This window comes from Streptomyces sp. NBC_00996 (genome assembly GCF_045162675.1).
Lineage (GTDB): Bacteria > Actinomycetota > Actinomycetes > Streptomycetales > Streptomycetaceae > Streptomyces.
In genome coordinates this window covers 68357-88937 of the sequence record NZ_CP108723.1, presented here as the reverse complement: position 1 = coordinate 88937, position 20581 = coordinate 68357, and the positions used below count along the sequence as shown (strand labels likewise).

The following is a 20581-nucleotide window of genomic DNA, read 5'->3' as shown; positions in this document are numbered from 1 at the left end:
ATCATGACCACGATCGCAGTTCTCGGAAACGGCCGCGTCGGCGGCAACCTGGCCGCAGCCCTTACCAGGGCAGGGCATGAGGTGACCGTGGCGGACCGCGCGCCGGGCGCCGCCGCCGACGCTGCCCGGACAGCCCAGATCGTCATCAACGCCACCCCGGGAGCCGGCTCGCTGGACCGGCTCGTCGCCCTGCGCGAGGAACTGCACGGCAAGATCCTCGTCGACGTCTCCAACGCCACCGTCGACGGATCGGACGGACTGCCCGCCGACCTGATCTACCCCGGCTCAAGCCTCGCCGAGCAACTCCAGCAGGCGCTCCCCGAAACGCGCGTCGTCAAGACACTCAACACCATGCTCTTCCCGGTGATGACCGCGCCGGCCACGCTCACCCAGGCGCCCGATGCCTTCCTTTCCGGCGAGGACCCGCAGGCCAAGCAAACCGTCCGCGAACTGCTCGTCAGCCTCGGCTGGCGTATGGAGTGGATCACCGATCTCGGCGGGATCCAGACCGCTCGCGCCACGGAGGCCGCGATCCTGTTCGTGCCGCATGTGATTCGCTCCAGCGGATTCGCGCCTTTCGCGATCTCGATCGCCCGCTGATCCGGCGGGCCCTCCCAGCACGCGGACAGTTCGTCGAGCCCGATGTTCAACTAATCTCCCGCATTCGGTTCCGAGAACGGGCGGCCTACGTGCATGCGGCGCAGGTCGGGGGAGCCGTATGCAGTGCTGCCGCCGGGGCGGGGATCGTCGGTGAGCAGATCGACGGCGTCCATGAGCTGGCGCAGGCCGTCGGGGTCGTCTTTGAGGAACCGGGCGGCCGTGTCGATGGCGGGCTCGTCCCAGATGATCTTGTAGGTCAAGTCAGTCCGAGGGGGGCGCGTACCTCGTCGTGCGGGATGGCGGAGGCATGGTCTTCGGCTTGCCGGATCCGGTACTGGGCCAGGGCGAGGGCGTCCTCCAGGTCGGCGAGCTCCTGGGGATTGATCAGCACGGCGGCCGGCTGTCCGTGATCGGTGATCGTGATGCGTTCGCGGGCGTGGGAGGCGCGGCGTACCAGTGAGCCGAAGCGGGCCCGCGCTTCCGTGATCGGCAGAGTGTCACTCTTGTACAGAACTGAACACTTTCTGGTGAGGGCGGGGGAGGGGGGCTGTCCGTCAGCCGGTCCAGCCGGAAAAGGAATGGCTCGTGCCGCGCGTGAGCGAAGACTGCCAGCGCCATCTCGCCGCGCGCACGGGCACCCAGTGAATCCCACTCCGGCTCGTGCCGAAGCCCGAAGGATGCCGACCGTGCTGCTCCAGCCCGCGCGGCGACCACTCCTGACAGGATTCTTCGAGGCATGCGCGCATCGAACTACAGCCCCCGCCTGCCTGCCTGACGAGATGACACTCGCGGGGGAGTCGTCACTCTGGTGAATCCCCGCTCCGACACAGGACTTGATCGTCTAGTAGGAGCGGAAGTCGGAAGGCCTGGGGAACTTCACGTCGGTGCAGCCGCGGCGTTCGGTGATGTCGTCGGCGTACGCCTTGAAGAGGGTGCTGATCCGGTCCCGCACGATGTCGTCGTACCGGAGGCCGAAGCTGAGGGTGTGGACGGCGGGCTCGCCCGCGCAGGTGGAGGAGGCCCACCAGGCCCGGGCTCCGGCGTTGCCGCCCGCGGTGCCGGGGCGCAGGGGCGTCTGGTAGCCGCCGAACTCCTCGGCCACGACCTCGCGGGCCTCGTCGCCGAAGAAGGACTCCGTCCGCAGCCACCAGGGGGAGAAGTCCAGCACGTCACTGAGCCGGGTGGAGCCCGTCTCCTTCTTGCCGAGGCCGGGCCAGACACTCTTGACCTGGGCCGGGCTCGCCGCCAGCAGGCAGGTCTCCTTGGGGCTGTGCTCGCCGGCCGGGGCCGGGAGCGCGCGGTCTGGGAGCCGGCCCATGCCTTCGCGGCCGATGAGCCTCCGGTACGGAGCACGTCCCGTCCGTCTCCGCCGAGGTGGCCTTCACCAGGTGAGCGTCCGGTATGTAGAGCCTGATGAGGGGGCTGGGCGCCGGGGCCGCGGGGGTGCAGCCGATGTTGTCCGCGGTCTTGTACGCGGCGTCGCGGGCCAGTTCGATGAGGGTTGCGCGGTCCTGGAAGGTGACGTGGTCGTAGTCGGCCGTGGCCACGGCATTCACGGACGTGGTGGCACCCTTGCCCGCCTCGCAGACCGCCTTGAAGGCGACGCTGTCGTCGTCGTAGTACCCGAACCGCCCGTCGTCCCCGTCCGCGTAGCCGAGCGGGTACTCGGGCACCTCGTCGGCCACACGCGTCACGTCGGCGACGTTCTCGCGGCTGTGTTCCTCGAACGGGCCCGACGAGCCCTCGACGATGTTGGCGTATCTGTCGCTGGGGTTCGTGTAAAACGGTCAGCTCGAAGTGCCCGTACGTGGTGCCCGGGCCGCCGACCCGGTAGATCACACAGGTGCCCGACAGGGAGTCGGGCGTGAACGTGTCGTCGTCGCTGCCCGGGCGGGCCCGGAAGATTCCCCCGTTGAGGCTCAGTACCTTGTCGGGGTCGACGAGTCCGGCGCACCCCAGGGTGATTTTCTCCCGGCTGGCCTGCCGGTCCTGGTACTCCTCGGTCTCCAGCCACAGGCCCCAGCGGCTCGCGCAGATGCCGAGCACGGCCGCTGTGGCGAACAGCTGGTTGAGGGCGTTGCGCCGGCGGCTGCCCCGGTCCGGGGTCAGCCAGCGGGAGCGGATACCGCCTGTCCCGAGCCGCCCGATGACGCGGCAGGGGCCTATGCGACGGGGATCGCCAGCGTGCACCGGCTGGACACCAGGGCTCCTTTGACGTGAGCAGCCGCGTGTATCGGCCGGGATGGATGCTGCATGCTACCGGGTGATACGCAGCCGCCCTGACCTCCTGGCGGACAGGGCGTGAATGCCGCGTGCGCTCATCGCTGACGACTTCACCCGTCCCAAGAACAACCACGCCAGAGCTCAGACGGATACATGCCGCTACCAGCCCCATCGAGTTCCCGCAGCGCACACTCGCCGAGGCTCTCGCTGCGCCTTTCGTTTATCGGGAAAACCGTCCGTAACTGTCTTCTCTGTGACTACTGTCTGTGGTCATGCGGTTTCTGCACCAATTTTCGAGGCGCCACCATAAGTGAGGCGCCACCATAAGTGCGGAACACTTGGCAAAACCGCAGGTCAGGGGGAGGCTCGTCTTGTTGGCGTGGGGCTCCTCGGGGGTGCCGGTGCTGGTTTCGTGCTGACCTGTGGGCACCCCTCGTCATACCTGGTGACCCGTCCCGTGCTGGTTCTTTGCTGGGTCCTTCGGACTTCGTGCTGCCCGTGGCGGAAGAGGGTGTGGCGGCTGCCCTATTCGCAGTGGCCGGCCCTCTCCTCTGCACCGAGTGGACCAATGCCGAGGCGCATCAGGAGGCGGCGGAGTCAGGCGCTCACGGCCAGGGCACGAGATCTTCTCCAGTACGCCCGGAGTCCGACTGACCCACGGTCGGCGTTACGGCCTCCACCGCTCCCTGTCCTGGCCGCCGGTGTGAGGCGGTCGGCCGAGGCGGCACAGCACATGGTCCCATTCGTCGATCCGCCGAGGGGCAAGAGGTCGAGCGGTCGGGAGAACGAGACCACGGACGTAAAGGATCAACCATGCGACTCTCCGGTAGCGTCAAGGTATGAGTCATCCGCATCCAGAGTTGAAAGCCGCCCCGCCTCTGCCCGAGGGAGGGCTGAGGATCGTCGCCCTCGGCGGTATGGGTGAGATCGGCCGCAACATGACCGTCTTCGAGTACGCGGGCAAGCTGCTGGTCGTCGACTGCGGCGTGCTGTTCCCCGAGGAGCACCAGCCCGGGGTGGATGTGATTCTGCCGGACTTCACCTCGATCCGGGACCGTCTCGACGACGTCGTGGCGATCGTGCTGACCCACGGTCATGAGGACCACATCGGCGGCGTGCCCTACCTGTTGCGCGAACGGTCCGACATTCCCGTCGTCGGATCGAAGCTGACGCTGGCGTTCCTGGAGGCCAAGCTCAAGGAACACGGCATCCGGCCGCGCACGGTGCGCGTGCGCGAGGGCGACCGGCGCGGATTCGGCCCCTTCGACTGCGAGTTCGTGGCGGTCAACCACTCCATCCCGGACGGCCTCGCGGTCGCCATCCGCACCGGCGCCGGACTGGTGCTGCACACCGGCGACTTCAAGATGGACCAGTTCCCGCTGGACGACCGCATCACCGACCTGCGCGCCTTCGCCCGCCTCGGCGAGGAGGGCGTCGACCTGTTCCTCACCGACTCCACCAACGCCGAAGTGCCCGGCTTCACCACATCCGAACGCGAGCTGAACCCCGCGATCGAGCAGGTCATGCGCACCGCACCACGACGGGTCATCGTCTCCAGCTTCGCCAGCCACGTACACCGCATCCAGCAAGTCCTGGACGCCGCGCACCAGTACGGCCGCAAGGTCGCCTTCGTGGGCCGCTCGATGGTCCGCAACATGGGCATCGCCCGCGATCTCGGCTACCTGAAGGTGCCCTCCGGCCTGGTGGTCAACGTCAAGGAGCTGGAGAAGCTGCCCGACCACAAGATCACTCTGGTGTGCACCGGCTCCCAGGGCGAACCGATGGCCGCGCTGTCCCGGATGGCCAACCGCGACCACATGATCCGTATCGGCAAGGGCGACACCGTCCTGCTCGCCAGCTCCCTCATCCCGGGCAACGAGAGCGCCATCTACCGCGTCATCAACGGACTGACCCGGTGGGGTGCGAACGTCGTCCACAAGGGCAACGCCAAGGTGCACGTCTCCGGGCACGCCAGCGCCGGCGAACTCGTGTACTGCTACAACATCGTCAGGCCCCGCAACGTCATGCCCGTGCACGGAGAGTTCAAGCACCTGCGGGCCAACGCCGACCTGGCCATCCGTACCGGAGTCGACCCCGACCGAGTCGTCATCGCCGAGGACGGCGTCGTCGTCGATCTCGTCGACGGACGTGCCTCGATCACCGGGAAGGTACCCGCGGGCAACGTCTACGTGGACGGCATGGAGGTCGGCGGCGTCACTGAAGCCTCCCTCAAGGACCGCCGCACTCTCGCGGAGGAGGGTGTGGTCACGGTGGTGGCGATCGTCGACGCCGACACCGGCGCTCTCGCCGAGGCCCCGGACTTCCTGGCCCGCGGCTTCGTCCACGACGACACCACCTTCGAGCCGGTCGTCCCCCTGATCGAGAAGACGCTGGCCAAAGCGGCGGAGGAAGGCGTCGGGGACGCACACCAGCTCGAACAGCTGATCGCGCGCGCCGTGGCGAACTGGGCGTTCCGCACCCACAGCCGCAGGCCCCTGATCATTCCTGTGATCATCGACGCCTGAGCGGCCCACCCCGAAGCCGGGCATGGGCACTGGGCACGGGTACGGGGAGTCCGGGAGCCGCCCGCTCGTCCACATCGCCGTGTCCGGCACGTCCGGCAACTCCGGCACCTCCGACGCGCACAACTCGCCGGCATCGTCGGCGGAGAAAGGGAAGTGGATGAGCCTGCGTTTCGAGGAGGTCGACTGGCGCCCGACACCGCTGGGGGAGATCAGCCTGCGGCGCAGGCGGCACCTGTCATCGGGCGAGGACGTGTACGAGGTCAAGCTCGGCGACGAGTTCCTCATGTCCAGCCTCTTCACAGCGGGCGAGATCGCACTCGCGCGACTGGGCCTGGCGCAGCTGGCCCAAGGCGAACTCGACGTCGCCGTGGGCGGGCTCGGTCTCGGATACACGGCACGGGCGGCGTTGGACGACCCGCGCGTGCGTTCGCTGGTCGTGGTCGAGGCGCTCGGTGAAGTGATCGAGTGGCACAAGCGAGGGCTCGTGCCCCTGGGCGAAGGCTTGGCCTCGGATCCCCGGTGCCGCCTTACGCACGGCGACTTCTTCGCGTTGGCCGACGCCCCCCGCGGTCTGGATCCACAAGAACCGGGCCGCCGATTCCACGCCATCCTGCTGGACATCGACCATTCGCCCCGGCATGTGCTGCAACCACGTCACGCCGCGCTCTACGAACCTGCGGGGCTACGCGGCCTCGCTGATCACCTTTACCCGGACGGTGTCTTCGCTCTTTGGTCGAACGACCCGCCGGACGAACAATTCGCCTCCGTACTCGCGGAAGTCTTCGCGGACTCGGAAGCTCATGTCGTCGAGTTCGACAATCCCCTGCAAGGCGGAACGGCGACCAACACCGTCTATGTAGCGGGGGAGAAAGAGGGAGAGAACAGACGTGGGCTCGTACAAGATTTTCGTAGCCGGTGATCGTCGCCGATGGGGGCTTCTCAGAGGGCGTTTACCCAGGTCGAGGGCGGTTCGCGGCTTATGCGGCTGCCCCACTTCCGTGTTGTTTCTTCCGTAAGTGAAGAATGCTGCCCGGCAGGGCGAGAGCCCTCCTGCCCGTCTCATCCGCTTCTTCGCCTGGAGACCCGTCTGACGTAGAGGTGCCCAAGAACCTCCCAGTCGCCAGCGGAATGAGAGATTCCAGCATGTTCATGCTCACGCTGTGCCGTGAGCGAGCGCAAGCCGTACCCCAGCGACCTGTCTGACGCCCGATGGGCCTTGATCGAGCCGACGCTGACGGCCTGGAGAAAGGCCCGGCTCGACCGTAGACCAACCGGGCAGCCGGCCAAGGTCGATTTACGCGACGTCTTCAACGCGATCCTCTACGTGAACCGCACGGGAATCCCCTGGAAATACCTCCCGCACGACTTCCCGAACCATGGCACCGTTTACGCCTACTACGCCGCGTGGCGCGACGAAGGAATCTTCGCCCAGCTCAACTACGACCTGACCGTCCTGGCCCGCGTGAAAGACGGCCGCAAACCCGAACCGACCGCCTCGGTCATCGACACCCAGAGCGTCAAGACCTCCGCCAACGTACCCCTGAACAGCCAGGGAACCGATGCCGCGAAGAAGATCGTCGGCCGGAAGCGCGGCATCCTGACCGACACGATCGGCCTCGTCCTCGCCGTGACCGTCGCCTCCGCCGGCCTCTCCGAGAACGCCCTGGGAATACGCCTCCTCGACCAGGCCAAGGCGAACTACCCAACCATTTCCAAGAGTTGGGTCGACACCGGCTTCAAGAACGCCGTCGTGGAACACGGAGCCAGCCTCGGAATCGACGTCGAAGTCGTCAACCGAAACCCGGAAAAGCGGGGGTTTCACGTCGTGAAAAGGCGCTGGGTGGTCGAGCGGAGTATCGGTTGGATCGTGATGCACCGTCGACTCGCCCGCGACTACGAGACCCTCAGCGCCAGCTCTGAATCCATGATCTACATCGCCTCGATCGACAACCTCGCCAAGCGCATAACGGACGAGAACACCCACACCTGGCGAGGAACTTACTAGGAGATAAAGGGCAATCTGCCTAGATCAAACGCCCTCTCAGTCACTAACTGGAACCGTCCATCACGTATGAAGGACGACCACCATGCCCCCGGATGGACGCCCGTTCTTTAGCGGGCATCAGGTACTTTGCCGTGCCCCCGCAAGAGCGGCCCGTTCCCGCGCGGCGCGTACCGCTGCGGACAGCGTGGCGATGTCGTAGGCGCCGTAGTGGCGGAGGTCGTTGACGAAGAACGTCGGTGTGCCCGACACACCGCTGAGATCGGCGGACTCCACATCCGCGGCGACCCGGGCGGCACCCGCGCCGGCTTGCAGGTCACTGCGGAAGCGGTCGACATCGAGACCGATCTCCTCGGCGTAGCGGAGCAGATCCTTGGGCCGCAGATCCCCCTGATGCTCCAGCAGCAGATCGTGCATCTCCCAGTAGCCGCCCTGGCGCGCCGCGGCCTCGGCGGCCTCCGCGGCCAGCTGGGCGTGGGGGTGCACATCGTTCAGCGGCAGATGCCGCCACACGTAACGCACGTCGCCGAAGTCTGCGAGCAGTTCGCGTACCACGGGCTCGGCCAGCCCGCAGTAAGGGCACTCGAAGTCGCCGTACTCCACGAGCGTCACCGGCGCGTGTAGCGGGCCGCGTACATGGTCGCGCTCCACGTCGACGGGGTCACTGAGGTCGATGATGGCTTGGCCCCTGCCCAGGAGGGCCCGGGCACGGGAGGGCCGGGGGAGGGCGCCGATCACCCAGGTGACCAACCAGGTGAGGACGAACGAGCAGACAACGGCGGCGAGAATGCCGAGCTTCGCCTCCTCCAGTCGGGCGCCGTCGAAAGCGAGTGTGGCGATCAGCAGGGACACCGTGAAACCCACCCCGGCCAGAGTGCCGCCCGCGGTGATGGCGCCCCAGCCGACGGGCGGGTGAAGGCGCCCTCGGCTGGCGCGCGTCGTGAGCCAGGCCGCGCCGATGATGCCGAGTGGTTTGCCGAGCACATAGCCGAGGAGAATGCCGACGGTGATCGGCGAGGTGAAAGCGTGGGCCAGCTGGCTGCCGCTGATGGTGATGCCGGTGTTGGCGAGGGCGAACAGCGGCACGATCACATAGCTCGTCCAGGGGTGGAACATCTGCTGGAGCCGCTCGTTGGGTGAGAGCGTCGAGGCGATCCCGCGGCGTACGGTGCGCCCGAGTTCCGGGGTCGGCTGCTCGCGAAAGCGCCGGAACAGACGGCTGGCGTGTTCCAGATCGCGGCGCTCGGCCGGACGGGCATAGGTCAGCAGACCCATCGCGAGACCGCTCACGACCGGGTCCACGCCCGACTTCAGCAGGGCCAACCACATCGCCACACCCAGCACCACGTACAGGGAGGGAATCCGCACCCCGATGGTCCACCGCACCACCAGGACCACCGCGAAGAGGCCGAGCGCCGTCAGCAGCGCGGGTAGGGCAATGGTCCCGCTGTAGGCGACGGCGATGACGGTCAGGGCCAGGAAATCGTCGACGACGGCGACGGTGAGGATGAAGACCCGAAGGGTGTCGGGCAGCCGTGCCCCGAAGATGGCGAGCATGCCCAGCGCGAAGGCCGTGTCCCTCGACATGGCGGTGCCCCAGCCGTGCACGGAGTCGTGGCCCGCATTGACGGCCAGGTAGACGGCGACGGGGATGAGCATGCCGCTGAGTCCGGCGAGTAGCGGCAGGGTGACCCGTCGGCGTTCTCGCAACTCGCCCATGTCGAATTCGCGGCGTGCCTCCAGGCCCACTAGAAGAACAGCGCCATCAGCCCGCTGTTCACCCACTCGCGCAGGTCCAGAGAGACCCCGCCCGATCCGACGCGCACCGACAACTCGGTGTCCCACAACGCTTCGTATGTGCCAGGTCCGATGTTGGCCCAGGCGAGCGCCGCGAGCGCGGCGGCGAGCAGCACCGCGGCACTGCCGGTTTCGGTCTGCAGGAAGGCCCGCAAAGGGCCGCGAGTTTCCTTGCCGCACAGGGTCTGCTCCGACATGGGCGAGGTCTCAGCTGGCACAGTCACTCCCTGATTTTCGCCCCGCACGTGATCCGGCACTCGGCGAAAGCCGTGGTGTCGCGCAGCTGCCACTCCGAGAACTGGTCGCTGCATGGCGGGTTACGTGTCGTGGCCCGTGCTGGCAGGCCATACCCCCGAGCTTCCGCCGCGCCAGGTGATGAGGTCGCTCTCTCGACGTCCACGTCCACCAGGCCCGCGCGACGAGGGAACTCAGCGATGTCTTCGACACGGTAGGTGGCGCCGAGTATCCCTCCGCCGACGGTGACGGGGCGGGCACCGTCGATGTCGGCCGGGTGGACTATGTCCGCGGCCATCGGCGAGGGCGTGCACGAGCCGGTTGGACGTCGCGGATGACGGCAGTGGCACCATCCCCTCTCCGTGCCGCTCGGGCAGCAGCCGCTCGGTTTACCCCGAAGCCGTCCCAGCGTCCCGCTGGAGCGGTCCCGCCCGGCCTCCAGCACCCCCCGCAGGGCGGCCACCACCCGCTCGGCCGCACGTCCCAGCGCTGACCGTGACGCCGTTGTTGGACACAGTTCCCGCACAGCTGCAGTCGGCTGTCCTGTGCCGCGCTGCCGGTGTTCGGGAACCGATCGGGCCATGGGCCTGACCAGCTGTGGTCGCCCCTGGATACATGGTCTCCAACGCGCACGCCGGCACCGAAAACGACGACCCTCAGGTGGGCGCCCTCCTCGACCGCCAGCACCAACGGCTGCGTGACGCCCTGCACTCCGCGCTCCGCTCGGCCCAGCGGCAGCAGCAACCCGCCGAAGGCGTCGTCCCCGGGTCTGCGGCCGACATCCTGGCTCTCCTCGCACACGGCGTGAACCTGCGCTCTCGCGCCGGGGCGGACGCCCAGCAGCTCCAGGCAACCGTCGCGGCGGCGGTCACCGCCGTGACCCGCGGGCGGTGACCGGTCCGAACCGCCACGCCTTCGCCCCGCGAGCCGCGTGGAGCGGACAGCGGGCGGATCTGGGCGCTCCGGTCTCGCTTTGGCCGTGACCGATGGCTGGATCTGACAGAACCCGGTCATTGCGGACACGGCCCGTTCGGCGGAAGGATTGCGCTATGCCCGAACCGCGCACCGTCGTCATCGCCGCTTTCCCCGGGGTCGAGTTGCTGGAGGTGACCGGCCCGGCGGAGGTCTTCTCCGTCGCCTCCCGCCTGGTGGAAGGCGACGCACCCGCCTACCGGGTTGAGATCGCCGCCGCGCAGGTCGGCCCGCTGCCGACCGCCGCCGGGATCAGCCTGGTCGCCGAGCGGTCGCTGGCCGAGGTGAGCCAGGGCGTCGACACCCTCCTCGTGGCCGGCGCCATGGACAACGCCGACGGCCGGTACCGAGCCGTCATCGCCACTGACGTCGTCGCATGGCTGGCCACGGCGGCTCCGGCCGCACGGCGCGTCGGCGGCGTGTGCGCCGGCGTCCACCTGCTCGCCGAGGCCGGACTCCTCACCGGCCTGCCCGCCACCACCCACTGGCTCACCGCCGACCAACTTGCCGCACACCACCCGGACATCGCGGTCGATCCTGAGCCGATCTTCATCCGCGCCGGCCGGATCTGGACCTGCGCGGGCGTGACCGCCGCCCTGGACCTCGCCCTCGCCATGGTGGCCGAGGACCACGGCCCGGCCATCGCCCTCGACGCCGCCCGCGCCATGGTCATGTACGTCAAACGCCCCGGCGGACAGACGCAGTTCAGCGTGCCGCTCTCCCTCCAGGCGAGCGCCGACGACCGCATCGACGAACTCCGCCGCTGGATCGACGAACACCTCGCCGAGCGGATCTCGGTCGAGGCCATGGCCGCCCGCCTGAACCTGAGCGTGCGCCACTTCGCCCGGGTCTTCCGCGACTGCACCGGCCGCACCCCGGCCGACTACCTGGAGGCGGTCCGGGTGGAGGCGGCCCGCCGCCTCCTCGAGGAGTCCGCACACAGCCTGCCCGACGTCGCGGCAGCCAGCGGACTGGGATCGGTCGAGACCCTGCACCGGGCCTTCCGCCGCCGACTGGGCGCCACCCCGGCCGAGTACCGCCGCCGGTTCCGGCCCCATGCAACCGCCCGCTGAACCGCTGACCGCAGCCGCGGTCGCCCGTCCGTGCACCCCAATTCGTGAAGGAGCACCCCCGTTGTCCCGTACCAAGGTCGTCCCGATCCCCGTCCTGGGCCAGCGAGCCGTCAACGCCTACCTGCTGCTCGGCCGCCACCCGGTCATCGTGGACGCCGGAACGCCGGGCAGCGGCCGGCGGATCACCGAGCAGGTCGCCGCCCACGGCCTCGACCCCGAGGACGTCCGCCTCGTCGTCGTCACCCACGGCCATATCGACCACTTCGGCTCCGCCGCCGAACTGCGCCGCCTCACCGGCGCCCCGATCGCCGCACACGCCGCTGATCTGGGCCCCTACCGCACCGGCCGGGTCCGCGAACCGTACCTGCCCACCGGGCCGATGGGACGGCTCATGGCCCGAAACCCGAAACTCCACGAACAGGCCGAACCCTTCGAACCCGACATCCTCGTCCGGGGCGCGACCGGCCTCGCGGACTTCGGTGTCGACGCCCGCATCATCCCCACCCCCGGCCACACCGCAGGCTCCGTCTCCGTCCTCACCGACGACGGCGATCTGGTGGCCGGCGACCTCATCGCCAACTCCTTCATGGGCCTGATCAAGGGCCGCCCCGCCAACCCGCCCTTCCACGACGACCCGCTCGCCAACCTCGCCAGCCTTCGCGCGATGCTCGACCTCAAGCCCACCCGGCTTTACGTCGGCCACGGCACACCCCTCGACCCGGCCCGGGCGGACCGCTGGGCGACAGCGGAACAGCGCAGGCTCACCCGCCGAGCAGCCCGAGGAAAGCTACAGGTCAGGGCCCTGGAGCCGGACGGGGAACCGGCCAGAGCCGACGAGCGAGCCTAACCCCGAGCCCAGGCCCGTGCTGCTCGCATCCTCCACGCGCTGGCGTAGGGCCTCGCAGTACGACTCGAACTCGATCACCCTCACTCCTGGCTCGGGGAGGCCGGGCGTACCGAGAAGGCAAGCCAGCCCGCCGCATCTTGCACCAACCTCCTGCCGCCATTGGCCGTTCCGCTCCTCCCCGAAGGCTGACATGGCCAGCACCAGCACCTCACCGGCCACCTCTACCGACAGTCGAGGACACCCCTACGAGCGGAGGCAGCTGTCGTCGAGGACGCCGTAGTTCACCGGGATGACCGCCGGGCCGTCGAGTGTCGACACCGCGACGCGCCCCACGCCGTGCGTTGAAAGCCGGGCGCGGTAGTCCGGTGCCATTCGGGCGCGGCGGGCCGTTTCTCACCGGGTCAGTCCCTGCCGCCTGCCCGCGCCGCCAAGGGACCCCAGGTCACCGTTGTCCAGCCGGATTGCCGAATCGGGGCCGCGGTCCAGGTCCCGCAATGCACGCGGCGCGACGTGGACGCCGCCCGCCGTGGCCGTTGGACTCACGCCGAGTAGCGGCTGCTGATCGTGCAGTGGCCGATGCACCGATGACCGGCACGAACTTGTCACGTCTGGCTGCCGGCCGCGGCGTGCGGGGCGGGACAGGCCGAAGGGCCTGCGTGGCGGCCGATTGGGTCCCATGGGCAGGGGGTGCCGCCCGGGGTGACCCTGAGGATGGGAAGCAGGACGTCTGGACGCGGGAGACATGATGAGCGGTCTGGTGGTCGTGGGCGTGGACGGGTCTGCGTCGAGTCTTGCCGCGGTGGAGACGGCGGCGCGAGAGGCGCGGTGGCGCGGGGCGGGGTTGCGCGTGGTGCATGCGTTTCCGTGGCCTGCGATGCATGTGCCGCTGGGGCCGTCGCCGCTGGGGCCGCCCGAAGGCGGAATCAGGAACATGGTCGAGCACCTGGGCCGTGAGGCGGTGGCGCGTGCCAGGTCGGTGGCACCGGAAGTGGATGTCTCCCAGGCGGTGGTGACGGGGGAGCCGCTGACGGTGCTGGAGGCGCAGTCGCGTGCCGCGGAACTCGTGGTCGTCGGGTCCCGGGGCATGGGTGGGTTCGTCGGGCTCCTGGTGGGATCGACAGCGGTGCATCTGGCCGCGCACGGCAAGTGCCCGGTGCTCGTCGTGCGAGAGACGGGTGATGACGCTGGGCCGGTGGTGCTGGGCGTCGACGGCTCCACCACGGGCGAGTCGGCGGTGGACTTCGCCTTCGTCGAGGCGGCGTGGCGTGGAGCCGGCCTGGTAGCCCTGCACGCCTGGACCACGTGGAACGCACCGCTGCCCGCACCGCAGGACGCGGCGGCGCCGTATGCGAACCCGCCCGGCGAGCTTGGACAGGAGGAGGAACGGTTGTTGGCCGAGGCGCTCACCGGCCACAGGGAGCGGTACCCGGAGGTGGCAGTGGAGCACCAGGTGGTGCACGGCCGGACGCGTGAGGCGCTGATCGAGGCGAGTTGTTCCGCGCAGCTGCTGGTGGTCGGTGCCCGGGGGCGGGGCGGGTTCGCCGGGCTGCTGCTGGGGTCGGTCAGCCAGGCTGTTCTGCATCACGCGCACTGCCCGGTAGCCGTCGTGCGGGGTTCTGGTGGGCGCCGCTGACGCGGCGGGGGTGCCCGGTCACCGGGATGGCCTCGTGCGCGATGCGCATCACGAGCGGCCGCCCATGAGTTCGTACTGGGGCTGGGAACCGATGCTGACCGTGGCCCGGGCACCTAGCAATGCACCTCGGCCCTCTGCCGGGCAGAGGGCGCTCACCGTGACGCTGTGTCGTGTCGTGTCGTGGCGCGGCCGGCGAGCCGCGGCCGACGGGCGTGCACCGGAGAAGCGGTTGATCACGGGTCCGGCCACGGCGAGCAGGAGAACATAGGCGGCCACCAGGGCACCGAGCCGGTCATGGCGCACACACCAGACCGACGACGAGGGAGAACTTACCCCGGGCGATGAGCGCGGTCCCAGCCCGTAGCCGCCCCCGGCGTCCCGCGCCCTCCCGTCCCGCCGCATACCAGCCGGAGGCCACTTCGTCACGGTGGTGACCAGGGCCAGCAGCAGGCCGACGGGCAGCACCGGTGCGCTTGGTCGGATGGACAGACCGATGGCGAGGAAGAACACCGTGGCGAACCTGTCCCGCAGCGGTCTGAGCACCTCCCAGGCCCGCTCGGCCGACTCGCCGGTGAGCGACAGCCCGACGAGAAGGGCCCCGTTGACGTCCACGCACATCACCCCGTCAGTGATGAACCCGGACCTGTGCGAACCCCGTACTGGCGGCCCGCCGTGCGCAGATATTCGGCAGGTGCCTACGGGTACTCGAGCACTGGCGCCAGGGCCCGGGCTGATCCGTACGGGTTGATGGCAGTGTCCTGGTCTTTGAGGGGCGTCGGCAGGGCCCAGCGGTCCCTCGGGTGGCCTGATGGCCCCTGGCCCCGGTGGGCGACTCAACACCCACCGGGCCGCCGGGATGCGTGAGTACGAAGCGGCACACGACTGGCTCACCATCGTGCAACACCACAGAGCACGACGTTCAGTGCGGGGATCTCATTCCTGCCTTGACGCGAGGTTCATCACTCCAAACTGTTCAGTTGAGGCTGTTATTAAGTTTTACCTGTACAGCCTGGGCTAAGCAGGCTAGTCTGCGTGGCGTGGGACAAGGCGCGCCGAAGATGGCGGGGCCGCGCGGTCGTCGGCGGGCCAGGGGGAGCGATCAGCCCGGCTCGCTATGCGTGGAAGGGCACGAGCGGCTCCGGACCTGACCGAGGGTGCCCTGCACCGCGCCGACTTCCCACTGCGCCGCCGGGCGGTCCCTGGTTGTCGCGCTGCGCCGCGTCGCCATGGCACCGGTGTGCCATCCGCGGTCCGCGCCACCGGCGAGCGTGGACACCGCATCCCTTCGGTCGCCGGCCTCACGGCCGACCGCGCCGACACCGGATTGTCCCCGGACGGGACCCGTGGCAAAGGAGAAGAAGACATGACCCAGGCTTCGAGGCTGAAAGAGCTGATTACGGACCGCGAACTGCTGGTGATGCCAGGGGCCTTCGATCCGGTCAGCGCGACGCTGGCCGAGCTGGCGGGGTTCACCGCACTCCAGTGCAGTGGGGCCGGTATCTCGGCGGTTCACCTCGGGCGCCCGGACTACTCGATGCTCTCGCTGGAGGACATGGTGTCCTGCACGGCGCGCATCGTGCGCAGCGTCAGCGTGCCGGTGATGGGTGATGCCGACACCGGCTTCGGCAACGCCGTCAACGCCTACTACACAGTCAGGGCCTTCGAAGAGGCGGGAGCCGCGGGCTTGAACCTGGAGGACCAAGTCTCACCCAAGCGCTGCGGGCATCTGGACGGCAAGCAACTGATCGACCTCGATGAGGCCGTGACGAAGATCCGGGCGGCGGCCGACGCTCGGCGCGATCCTGACTTCGTCATCAACGCGCGTACCGACGCACTCGCCTCGGAGGGCATGGACGGCGTGATCCGCCGCGGCAACGCCTACCTGGAGGCAGGGGCCACGATGGTGTTCGTCGAGGGCGTGACCTCCCGAGAAGAGATCCGAGAGGCGGTCAAGGGCATCGACGGGCCCGTGTCGGTCAACGTGGTCGAGGGAGGCAAGTCACCGCACCGGCTGACGTTCGAGGAACTACAGGCGCTCGGCGTCGCCCGGGTCAGCCTGCCGGGCGTGCTGCTGCTGTCGGCGATGGGTGGCATGCGCACCGCCCTGCGACGCGTACGCGACGAGGGCGGCACTTCGGGTCTGTCGGACCTGCTCCTGCCCTTCCGGGAAGCCCACGACATCATCGGCATGAGGGAGATCGAAAGGCTGGAGGAGCGCTATCTGCGCCCTCTGGCCGACGGTACCCGGTTGGCTCGATGAGTCCCTCTTCTCCCCTTGTGAACCGCCTGAAGGAGGCCTCCGGCATGCCCAACGACCGTATCCCCGACGATGGATCCACGGGGACGACAGCGGCGCGTTCCGTCATCGACAAGATCTGGGACCAGCACGTCGTCGCCGAACTCGACAACGGCGCCTGGCTGCTGCACATCGACCGCGTACTCCTGCATGATCGCAGTGGCGGTCTCGCCCTGAGGGCGGTCCGCGACGAAGGACGCAGTCTCTTCGACCCTGACCTGGTGTTCGGAACCATGGACCACGTCGTGGACACACGTCCCGGCCGCGATGGCACGACACCGATCCCCGGCGGTTCGATGTTCATCGAGGCGTTCCGAGAGGAGGCCCGGCACCACGGCGTGGCCCTGTTCGACATCGCCGACCGCCGCCAGGGCATCTCGCACGTCGTCTTCCCGGAGGAGGGCATCGCCCTGCCCGGCACCACCATGATCTGTGCCGACAGCCACACCCCGACGCTGGGCGGGGTCGGAGCACTGGCCTGGGGTGTGGGCATCACCGAGTGCGAACACGCGCTCGCCACACAGACCCTGGCGCTCAAGCGTCCTCGCACTCTGCTCGCCCGCTTCGAGGGAACACCGGGCAGCGGCGTCTTCGCCAAGGACCTGATCCTGGCCCTGATCGCCAAGATCGGGACGGCGGGTGCGACGGGGCACGCGATGGAGTTCAGCGGCCCGGCGATCAGCGCGCTGGGTGTCGAAGCACGTATGACGCTGTGCAACATGGCGGTGGAGGCCGGTGCCCGCACCGGCCTCGTCGCACCCGATCACACTCTTCTCGCCTACCTCAAGGGCCGCCCCTACGCCCCCGCCGACGAGGACTGGGAGCGGGCCGCCCGAGCCTGGCTCGGCCTGCGCAGCGACCCCGGCGCGTGGTACGACCGATCGGTCACCCTGCCCGTGGACGCACTGGTCCCCCAGGTCACCTGGGGGACCACCCCCGAGCACGCCACCGGAGTCGACGCCGTCGTGCCGGATCCGGACGACGTGGCGGACCCCGCCGCGGCACGCCGTGCGCTGGCATACATGGGCCTCGTCGCCGGTACTGCGCTGACCGACGTGGGCATTGACGCGGCATTCCTCGGCTCGTGCACCAACGCACGGCTGAGCGACCTGCGCATCGCCGCCGATGTCCTGCGCGGGCGCAAGGTCGCCGACGGCGTCACCGCCATCTGCGTGCCCGGCTCCACCGCGGTGCGCCTGGCCGCTGAGGCCGAAGGCATCGACAGGGTGTTCACCGATGCGGGCTTCCAGTGGCGCGAATCCGGATGCGGCCTGTGCTTCTACGCGGGCGGAGACCGGTTCCCCACCGGCGCCCGGGTGGTCAGCTCGACCAACCGGAACTACGAGAACCGACAAGGCCCGGGAGTACGGACCCACCTCGCGAGCCCGGCGACCGTCGCCGCGTCCGCTCTGGCCGGCCGACTCGCCGATCCCCGGGAGGTATGACCGCCATGCAACCCTTTCGACAAATCAGCGGAGTCGCGGCGCCACTGCTGCGCGCCAACATCGACACCGACGCCCTCTCACCGTCGCGGATCCGCATGAAGCAGCTCTCCAAATACGGCTTCGAAGACGCCCTGTTCGCGAACTGGCGATTCGACGAGGGCGGTGCCGAGCGCCCGGAGTTCGTGCTCAACCAGCAGCCTTACCGCACGGCGAGCATCCTGGTGGCCGGTGCGAACTTCGGTTGCGGCAGCTCACGTGAGACGGCCGTCTGGGCGCTGCGCGACTTCGGCTTCCGGGCCGTCATCGCACCGAGCTTCGCCTCCATCTTCGAGACCAACTGCGTGCGCAACGGCCTACTGCCGCTTGCCCTGCCGCCGGACCAGCACCAACAACTGGTGGAAGAGACCTTCGCGCCGGAGCGGCAGCCGTCCGTCGACATCGACCTGGAAGCCTGTGAAGTCGGGGCGGCCGGAGCCGGGCGGCACACCTTCACCATCGATGAGCGAGCACGCCGGCAACTGCTCAACGGCCTGGACGCCATCGGTGAAACGCTGCTGCTGAGCGACGACATCAAGCGATTCCGCGACCGCGACCGCGCAGCCCGCCCCTGGGTCTACCGGCCCGCCCACCACTGATCGAAGAACGCCGTCGCCCTGTGCCCGCGCACCCCCGGCTCGACGACTCACTCCGGTGAGCGGGCACACGGTGCCACCGGCGAGATCGAGAAGCACGCCACCGCCAAAGGCCTGGGGCCGTCGGCGCTCGATGGGAACACCCTGTCGGGGTGCGGAGCGCGGCGGTCTCACCATTCGAGGAGACCCGCCTTGTACCTCACCCAGCACCTGCACCGAGCCGTGCAGCAGACCCCGGAGGCAATCGCCACGGTCTACGGGGACCGTGTACGGACCCACCGGGAAAGCGTCGAACGCATCGCCCGACTGGCCGCCGCCCTGCGCTCCCTGGGGGTGGCAGAGGGCGACCGGGTCGGTATCTACGCGCACAACTCCGACCATTTCCACGAGTCCCTCAATGCGGTGTGGTGGATCGGCGGGGTGGTCAACGCGCTGAACACCCGCTGGAGCGCACGGGAGATCGCCCATGCCCTGCGGGATTCCGGCACCCGCGTCCTCGTTGTGGACGACGCCTTCGCGCCGGCCGTGCCCGCGCTGCGCGGGCTGTGGGACGGCCTCACCACCACGGTGCACTGCGGGGACGGCCCGCCTGCCGAGGGCATGCTCGGATATGAGGACCTGATAGGCGGATCCGACCCGGTGGAGGACCGGCGGCTCGGCGGTGACCGGCTTGCCGGACTGTTCTACACCGGAGGCACCACGGGGTTTCCCAAGGGCGTGATGCTCAGCCATCGCAACCTGTTGACCTCGGCTTTGGGAAGCCAGGCGTCCTTCCGGTTCAGCGTAGGCGGGGGCCGCACGCTGTACTGCGCACCCATGTTCCATCTCGCGGCGCTCGGCGGCTGGTTGGGCCAGAGCGTGGTGGGCGGCTCTCATCAGTTCGTGCCCCCCTTCGAGCCGGGAGCCGTCCTGGCGGCGGTGGAGCGACACCGCCCGACCGGGATCCTGCTGGTGCCCACGATGATCCAGATGCTGATCGACCACCCAGCAGCCCGCACCGCCGACCTCTCCAGCATCCAGCGCGTCGTCTACGGCGCCTCGGTCATATCGGAGACACTGCTGAGCCGCGCGGTCGACACCTTTCCGCAAGCCGGGTTCGTCCAGGCCTACGGCATGACCGAACTCTCCCCCGTCGCCACCCTGCTCAGCCCTGAGGACCACCACGACCGGCGACGGCTGCGCTCAGCGGGCCGCGCGGCGAGCTTCACCGAGGTCCGTGCCGTCGACCCCGAAGGCGCGGAGCTCCCCCCGGGTACCGTCGGTGAAATCGCGGTACGCGGTGACAACGTCATGCTGGGCTACTGGGGCCTGCCGGAGGAATCAGCCCAGGTCCTGCGCGACGGCTGGATGTACACCGGAGACGCCGGCTACCTGGACGACGCGGGCTATCTCTACATCGTCGACCGCCTCAAGGACATGATCATCACCGGGGGCGAGAATGTGTACTCGGCCGAGGTCGAGAACGTCATCGCCCAGCACCCCGACGTCGCCGCCTGCGCGGTCGTGGGTATCCCGGACCCCGAGTGGGGCGAACGCGTGCACGCCGTCGTGGTCCTCAGACCCGGCCGCACCACCACGACGGACAGCATCCGCGCCTACGCCAAGACCCTGATCGCCGGTTACAAGGCACCCCGGAGCGTGGAGTTCCGCGAGTCTCTGCCCGTATCGGCCGCGGGAAAGGTCCTCAAACGCGATCTCCGGCTTCGGTACATGCGGCAGATCGGACAGCCGGTCGACTGACCGGCCGGCGATCATCGGCCTCGATGCCGTGCGCGTGCTGGGTCGCGCCGGCAGTCGGGTCCGGCGGCAACAAGGCGGCACCACCGATCCACCGGGTGGTGCCGCCTTCCGCGTCGTCGCGGTATCTGAACGAGGCCGACCGCGTGCACATCGCCGACCGGCTGCCCACCAGGCAACGGCCGGTAGCGTCTTGAGTCCTCTGCGGCCCCAGTTCGACCACAGAGCCGGCATGGGCTGTTCCGGCAGACGATCTGACTGGGAGCGGCCGGCACGCCGGGTCCGCACTGAACTGGCCCCGGTGCACTCTCCGCGCGGTGTCCCGCGACATGTCCGCGACCTGTCCGACGTCTCCGGCGCTCCCGCCCCTGCGAGGCAGTCGACTATTCGGTGAGAGCGAGGTCGTGCAGGAAGGCGATGCCGCATGACGCGGTGGACATCGTCGCCAGGCGTGCGCGGGCACCGACGACGGCATGGCGGTACCGGGAGGACCGGTACCGCCATGCCATCGGTTCAGGGCGGCGTGTGATGAGGCGGCGTCGCGCAGGGGTGCTTCCTCGCGACA

Annotated in this window: 20 protein-coding genes and 1 pseudogene; 12 read left to right on the top strand and 9 right to left on the bottom strand. The window is 69.1% G+C overall.

From position 1 onward, the window contains the following. Nucleotides 1-3: 3 nt before the first annotated feature. Entirely contained in the window at nt 4-600 is a 597-nt protein-coding gene (locus OG390_RS00370) for an NADPH-dependent F420 reductase (protein ID WP_406164449.1), read from the top strand. A 50-nt stretch (nt 601-650) separates the two neighbouring features. Here the strand turns inward: OG390_RS00370 and OG390_RS00365 are convergent, their stop codons facing one another. The 4 genes from OG390_RS00365 to OG390_RS00350 form a co-directional block, all read right to left on the bottom strand. After that, nucleotides 651-860 carry a type II toxin-antitoxin system RelE/ParE family toxin gene (locus OG390_RS00365; protein ID WP_406164448.1) on the bottom strand — a complete coding sequence of 70 codons (210 nt, stop codon included), beginning with the start codon at nt 858-860 and terminating at the stop codon, nt 651-653. Next, a complete protein-coding gene (locus OG390_RS00360) occupies nt 857-1087 on the bottom strand; it encodes a type II toxin-antitoxin system Phd/YefM family antitoxin (protein ID WP_406177431.1) in 231 nt (76 codons plus the stop codon). Before OG390_RS00360 ends, OG390_RS00365 begins: the two co-directional genes overlap by 4 nt. A gap of 354 nt (nt 1088-1441) precedes the next feature. After that, a complete protein-coding gene (locus OG390_RS00355; protein WP_406164447.1) occupies nt 1442-1768 on the bottom strand; it encodes a hypothetical protein in 327 nt (108 codons plus the stop codon). Between the two features lies 1 nt (nt 1769). Then, entirely contained in the window at nt 1770-2294 is a 525-nt protein-coding gene (locus OG390_RS00350) for a hypothetical protein (RefSeq protein WP_406164446.1), read from the bottom strand. Between the two features lie 1368 nt (nt 2295-3662). Between OG390_RS00350 and OG390_RS00345 the strand changes: the two genes are divergently transcribed. From OG390_RS00345 to OG390_RS00335, 3 genes are all read left to right on the top strand, one after another. Further along, the gene (locus OG390_RS00345; RefSeq protein WP_406164445.1) at nt 3663-5348 is read left to right on the top strand and encodes a ribonuclease J; all 1686 of its coding nucleotides are present in this window, start codon (nt 3663-3665) and stop codon (nt 5346-5348) included. A gap of 157 nt (nt 5349-5505) precedes the next feature. After that, entirely contained in the window at nt 5506-6267 is a 762-nt protein-coding gene (locus OG390_RS00340; protein WP_406177430.1) for a spermidine synthase, read from the top strand. 246 nt (nt 6268-6513) lie between these two features. Beyond that, nucleotides 6514-7353, top strand: coding sequence for an IS5 family transposase (locus OG390_RS00335; protein WP_406164444.1), 840 nt, complete (start codon nt 6514-6516; stop codon nt 7351-7353). 117 nt (nt 7354-7470) lie between these two features. On the opposite strand, the pseudogene nhaA reads toward OG390_RS00335, so the two are convergent. Together nhaA and OG390_RS00325 are read right to left on the bottom strand one after the other, a co-directional pair. Beyond that, nucleotides 7471-9344, bottom strand: a pseudogene (gene nhaA / locus OG390_RS00330) (Na+/H+ antiporter NhaA). Nucleotides 9345-9367: 23 nt separating this feature from the next. Further along, nucleotides 9368-9679 (bottom strand): hypothetical protein, encoded by a 312-nt coding sequence (locus OG390_RS00325; protein WP_406164443.1) that lies wholly within the window; start codon nt 9677-9679, stop codon nt 9368-9370. Nucleotides 9680-9996: 317 nt separating this feature from the next. On the opposite strand from OG390_RS00325, the gene OG390_RS00320 reads away from it, so the two are divergent. The 3 genes from OG390_RS00320 (at nt 9997) to OG390_RS00310 (ending at nt 12273) form a co-directional block, all read left to right on the top strand. Beyond that, a complete protein-coding gene (locus OG390_RS00320; RefSeq protein WP_406164442.1) occupies nt 9997-10275 on the top strand; it encodes a hypothetical protein in 279 nt (92 codons plus the stop codon). 155 nt (nt 10276-10430) lie between these two features. Beyond that, nucleotides 10431-11426, top strand: a complete 996-nt coding sequence (locus tag OG390_RS00315) for a GlxA family transcriptional regulator (protein ID WP_406164441.1) — start codon at nt 10431-10433, stop codon at nt 11424-11426. Nucleotides 11427-11487: 61 nt separating this feature from the next. Then, the gene (locus OG390_RS00310; RefSeq protein WP_406164440.1) at nt 11488-12273 is read left to right on the top strand and encodes an MBL fold metallo-hydrolase; all 786 of its coding nucleotides are present in this window, start codon (nt 11488-11490) and stop codon (nt 12271-12273) included. Nucleotides 12274-12516: 243 nt separating this feature from the next. Here the strand turns inward: OG390_RS00310 and OG390_RS00305 are convergent, their stop codons facing one another. Further along, entirely contained in the window at nt 12517-12645 is a 129-nt protein-coding gene (locus tag OG390_RS00305) for a pyridoxamine 5'-phosphate oxidase family protein (RefSeq protein WP_406164439.1), read from the bottom strand. A gap of 373 nt (nt 12646-13018) precedes the next feature. On the opposite strand from OG390_RS00305, the gene OG390_RS00300 reads away from it, so the two are divergent. Next, a complete protein-coding gene (locus OG390_RS00300; protein ID WP_406177428.1) occupies nt 13019-13906 on the top strand; it encodes a universal stress protein in 888 nt (295 codons plus the stop codon). Between the two features lie 48 nt (nt 13907-13954). Here OG390_RS00300 and OG390_RS00295 read toward each other — a convergent pair whose 3' ends face one another. Beyond that, complete coding sequence (locus tag OG390_RS00295; protein WP_406164438.1) at nt 13955-14518, bottom strand: hypothetical protein; 564 nt, start codon at nt 14516-14518, stop codon at nt 13955-13957. 751 nt (nt 14519-15269) lie between these two features. Between OG390_RS00295 and OG390_RS00290 the strand changes: the two genes are divergently transcribed. From OG390_RS00290 to OG390_RS00275, 4 genes are all read left to right on the top strand, one after another. Next, on the top strand, nt 15270-16166 hold the full coding sequence (locus OG390_RS00290) for an oxaloacetate decarboxylase (protein WP_406164437.1): 897 nt from the start codon (nt 15270-15272) through the stop codon (nt 16164-16166). Nucleotides 16167-16210: 44 nt separating this feature from the next. Then, nucleotides 16211-17647 (top strand): 3-isopropylmalate dehydratase large subunit, encoded by a 1437-nt coding sequence (locus OG390_RS00285; RefSeq protein ID WP_406164436.1) that lies wholly within the window; start codon nt 16211-16213, stop codon nt 17645-17647. A gap of 5 nt (nt 17648-17652) precedes the next feature. Further along, nucleotides 17653-18282: a 3-isopropylmalate dehydratase small subunit gene (leuD, locus tag OG390_RS00280; RefSeq protein ID WP_406164435.1), complete on the top strand. Its 630-nt coding sequence runs from the start codon at nt 17653-17655 to the stop codon at nt 18280-18282. Nucleotides 18283-18471: 189 nt separating this feature from the next. After that, on the top strand, nt 18472-20019 hold the full coding sequence (locus OG390_RS00275; protein ID WP_406164434.1) for an acyl-CoA synthetase: 1548 nt from the start codon (nt 18472-18474) through the stop codon (nt 20017-20019). Nucleotides 20020-20399: 380 nt separating this feature from the next. Here OG390_RS00275 and OG390_RS00270 read toward each other — a convergent pair whose 3' ends face one another. Continuing rightward, a complete protein-coding gene (locus OG390_RS00270; protein ID WP_406164433.1) occupies nt 20400-20525 on the bottom strand; it encodes a hypothetical protein in 126 nt (41 codons plus the stop codon). Nucleotides 20526-20581 lie beyond the last annotated feature (56 nt).

What these genes read in the sequence shown, in the direction of transcription:
- OG390_RS00325 (WP_406164443.1), bottom strand. Translation starts at nt 9,679, where the DNA reads ATGGCCGCGGACATAGTCCACCCGGCCGACATCGACGGTGCCCGCCCC.
- leuD (WP_406164435.1), top strand. Translation starts at nt 17,653, where the DNA reads ATGCAACCCTTTCGACAAATCAGCGGAGTCGCGGCGCCACTGCTGCGC.
- OG390_RS00345 (WP_406164445.1), top strand. Translation starts at nt 3,663, where the DNA reads ATGAGTCATCCGCATCCAGAGTTGAAAGCCGCCCCGCCTCTGCCCGAG.
- OG390_RS00300 (WP_406177428.1), top strand. Translation starts at nt 13,019, where the DNA reads ATGAGCGGTCTGGTGGTCGTGGGCGTGGACGGGTCTGCGTCGAGTCTT.
- OG390_RS00315 (WP_406164441.1), top strand. Translation starts at nt 10,431, where the DNA reads ATGCCCGAACCGCGCACCGTCGTCATCGCCGCTTTCCCCGGGGTCGAG.
- OG390_RS00305 (WP_406164439.1), bottom strand. Translation starts at nt 12,645, where the DNA reads ATGGCACCGGACTACCGCGCCCGGCTTTCAACGCACGGCGTGGGGCGC.
- OG390_RS00285 (WP_406164436.1), top strand. Translation starts at nt 16,211, where the DNA reads ATGCCCAACGACCGTATCCCCGACGATGGATCCACGGGGACGACAGCG.
- OG390_RS00270 (WP_406164433.1), bottom strand. Translation starts at nt 20,525, where the DNA reads ATGGCATGGCGGTACCGGTCCTCCCGGTACCGCCATGCCGTCGTCGGT.
- OG390_RS00370 (WP_406164449.1), top strand. Translation starts at nt 4, where the DNA reads ATGACCACGATCGCAGTTCTCGGAAACGGCCGCGTCGGCGGCAACCTG.
- OG390_RS00290 (WP_406164437.1), top strand. Translation starts at nt 15,270, where the DNA reads ATGACCCAGGCTTCGAGGCTGAAAGAGCTGATTACGGACCGCGAACTG.
- OG390_RS00340 (WP_406177430.1), top strand. Translation starts at nt 5,506, where the DNA reads ATGAGCCTGCGTTTCGAGGAGGTCGACTGGCGCCCGACACCGCTGGGG.
- OG390_RS00320 (WP_406164442.1), top strand. Translation starts at nt 9,997, where the DNA reads ATGGTCTCCAACGCGCACGCCGGCACCGAAAACGACGACCCTCAGGTG.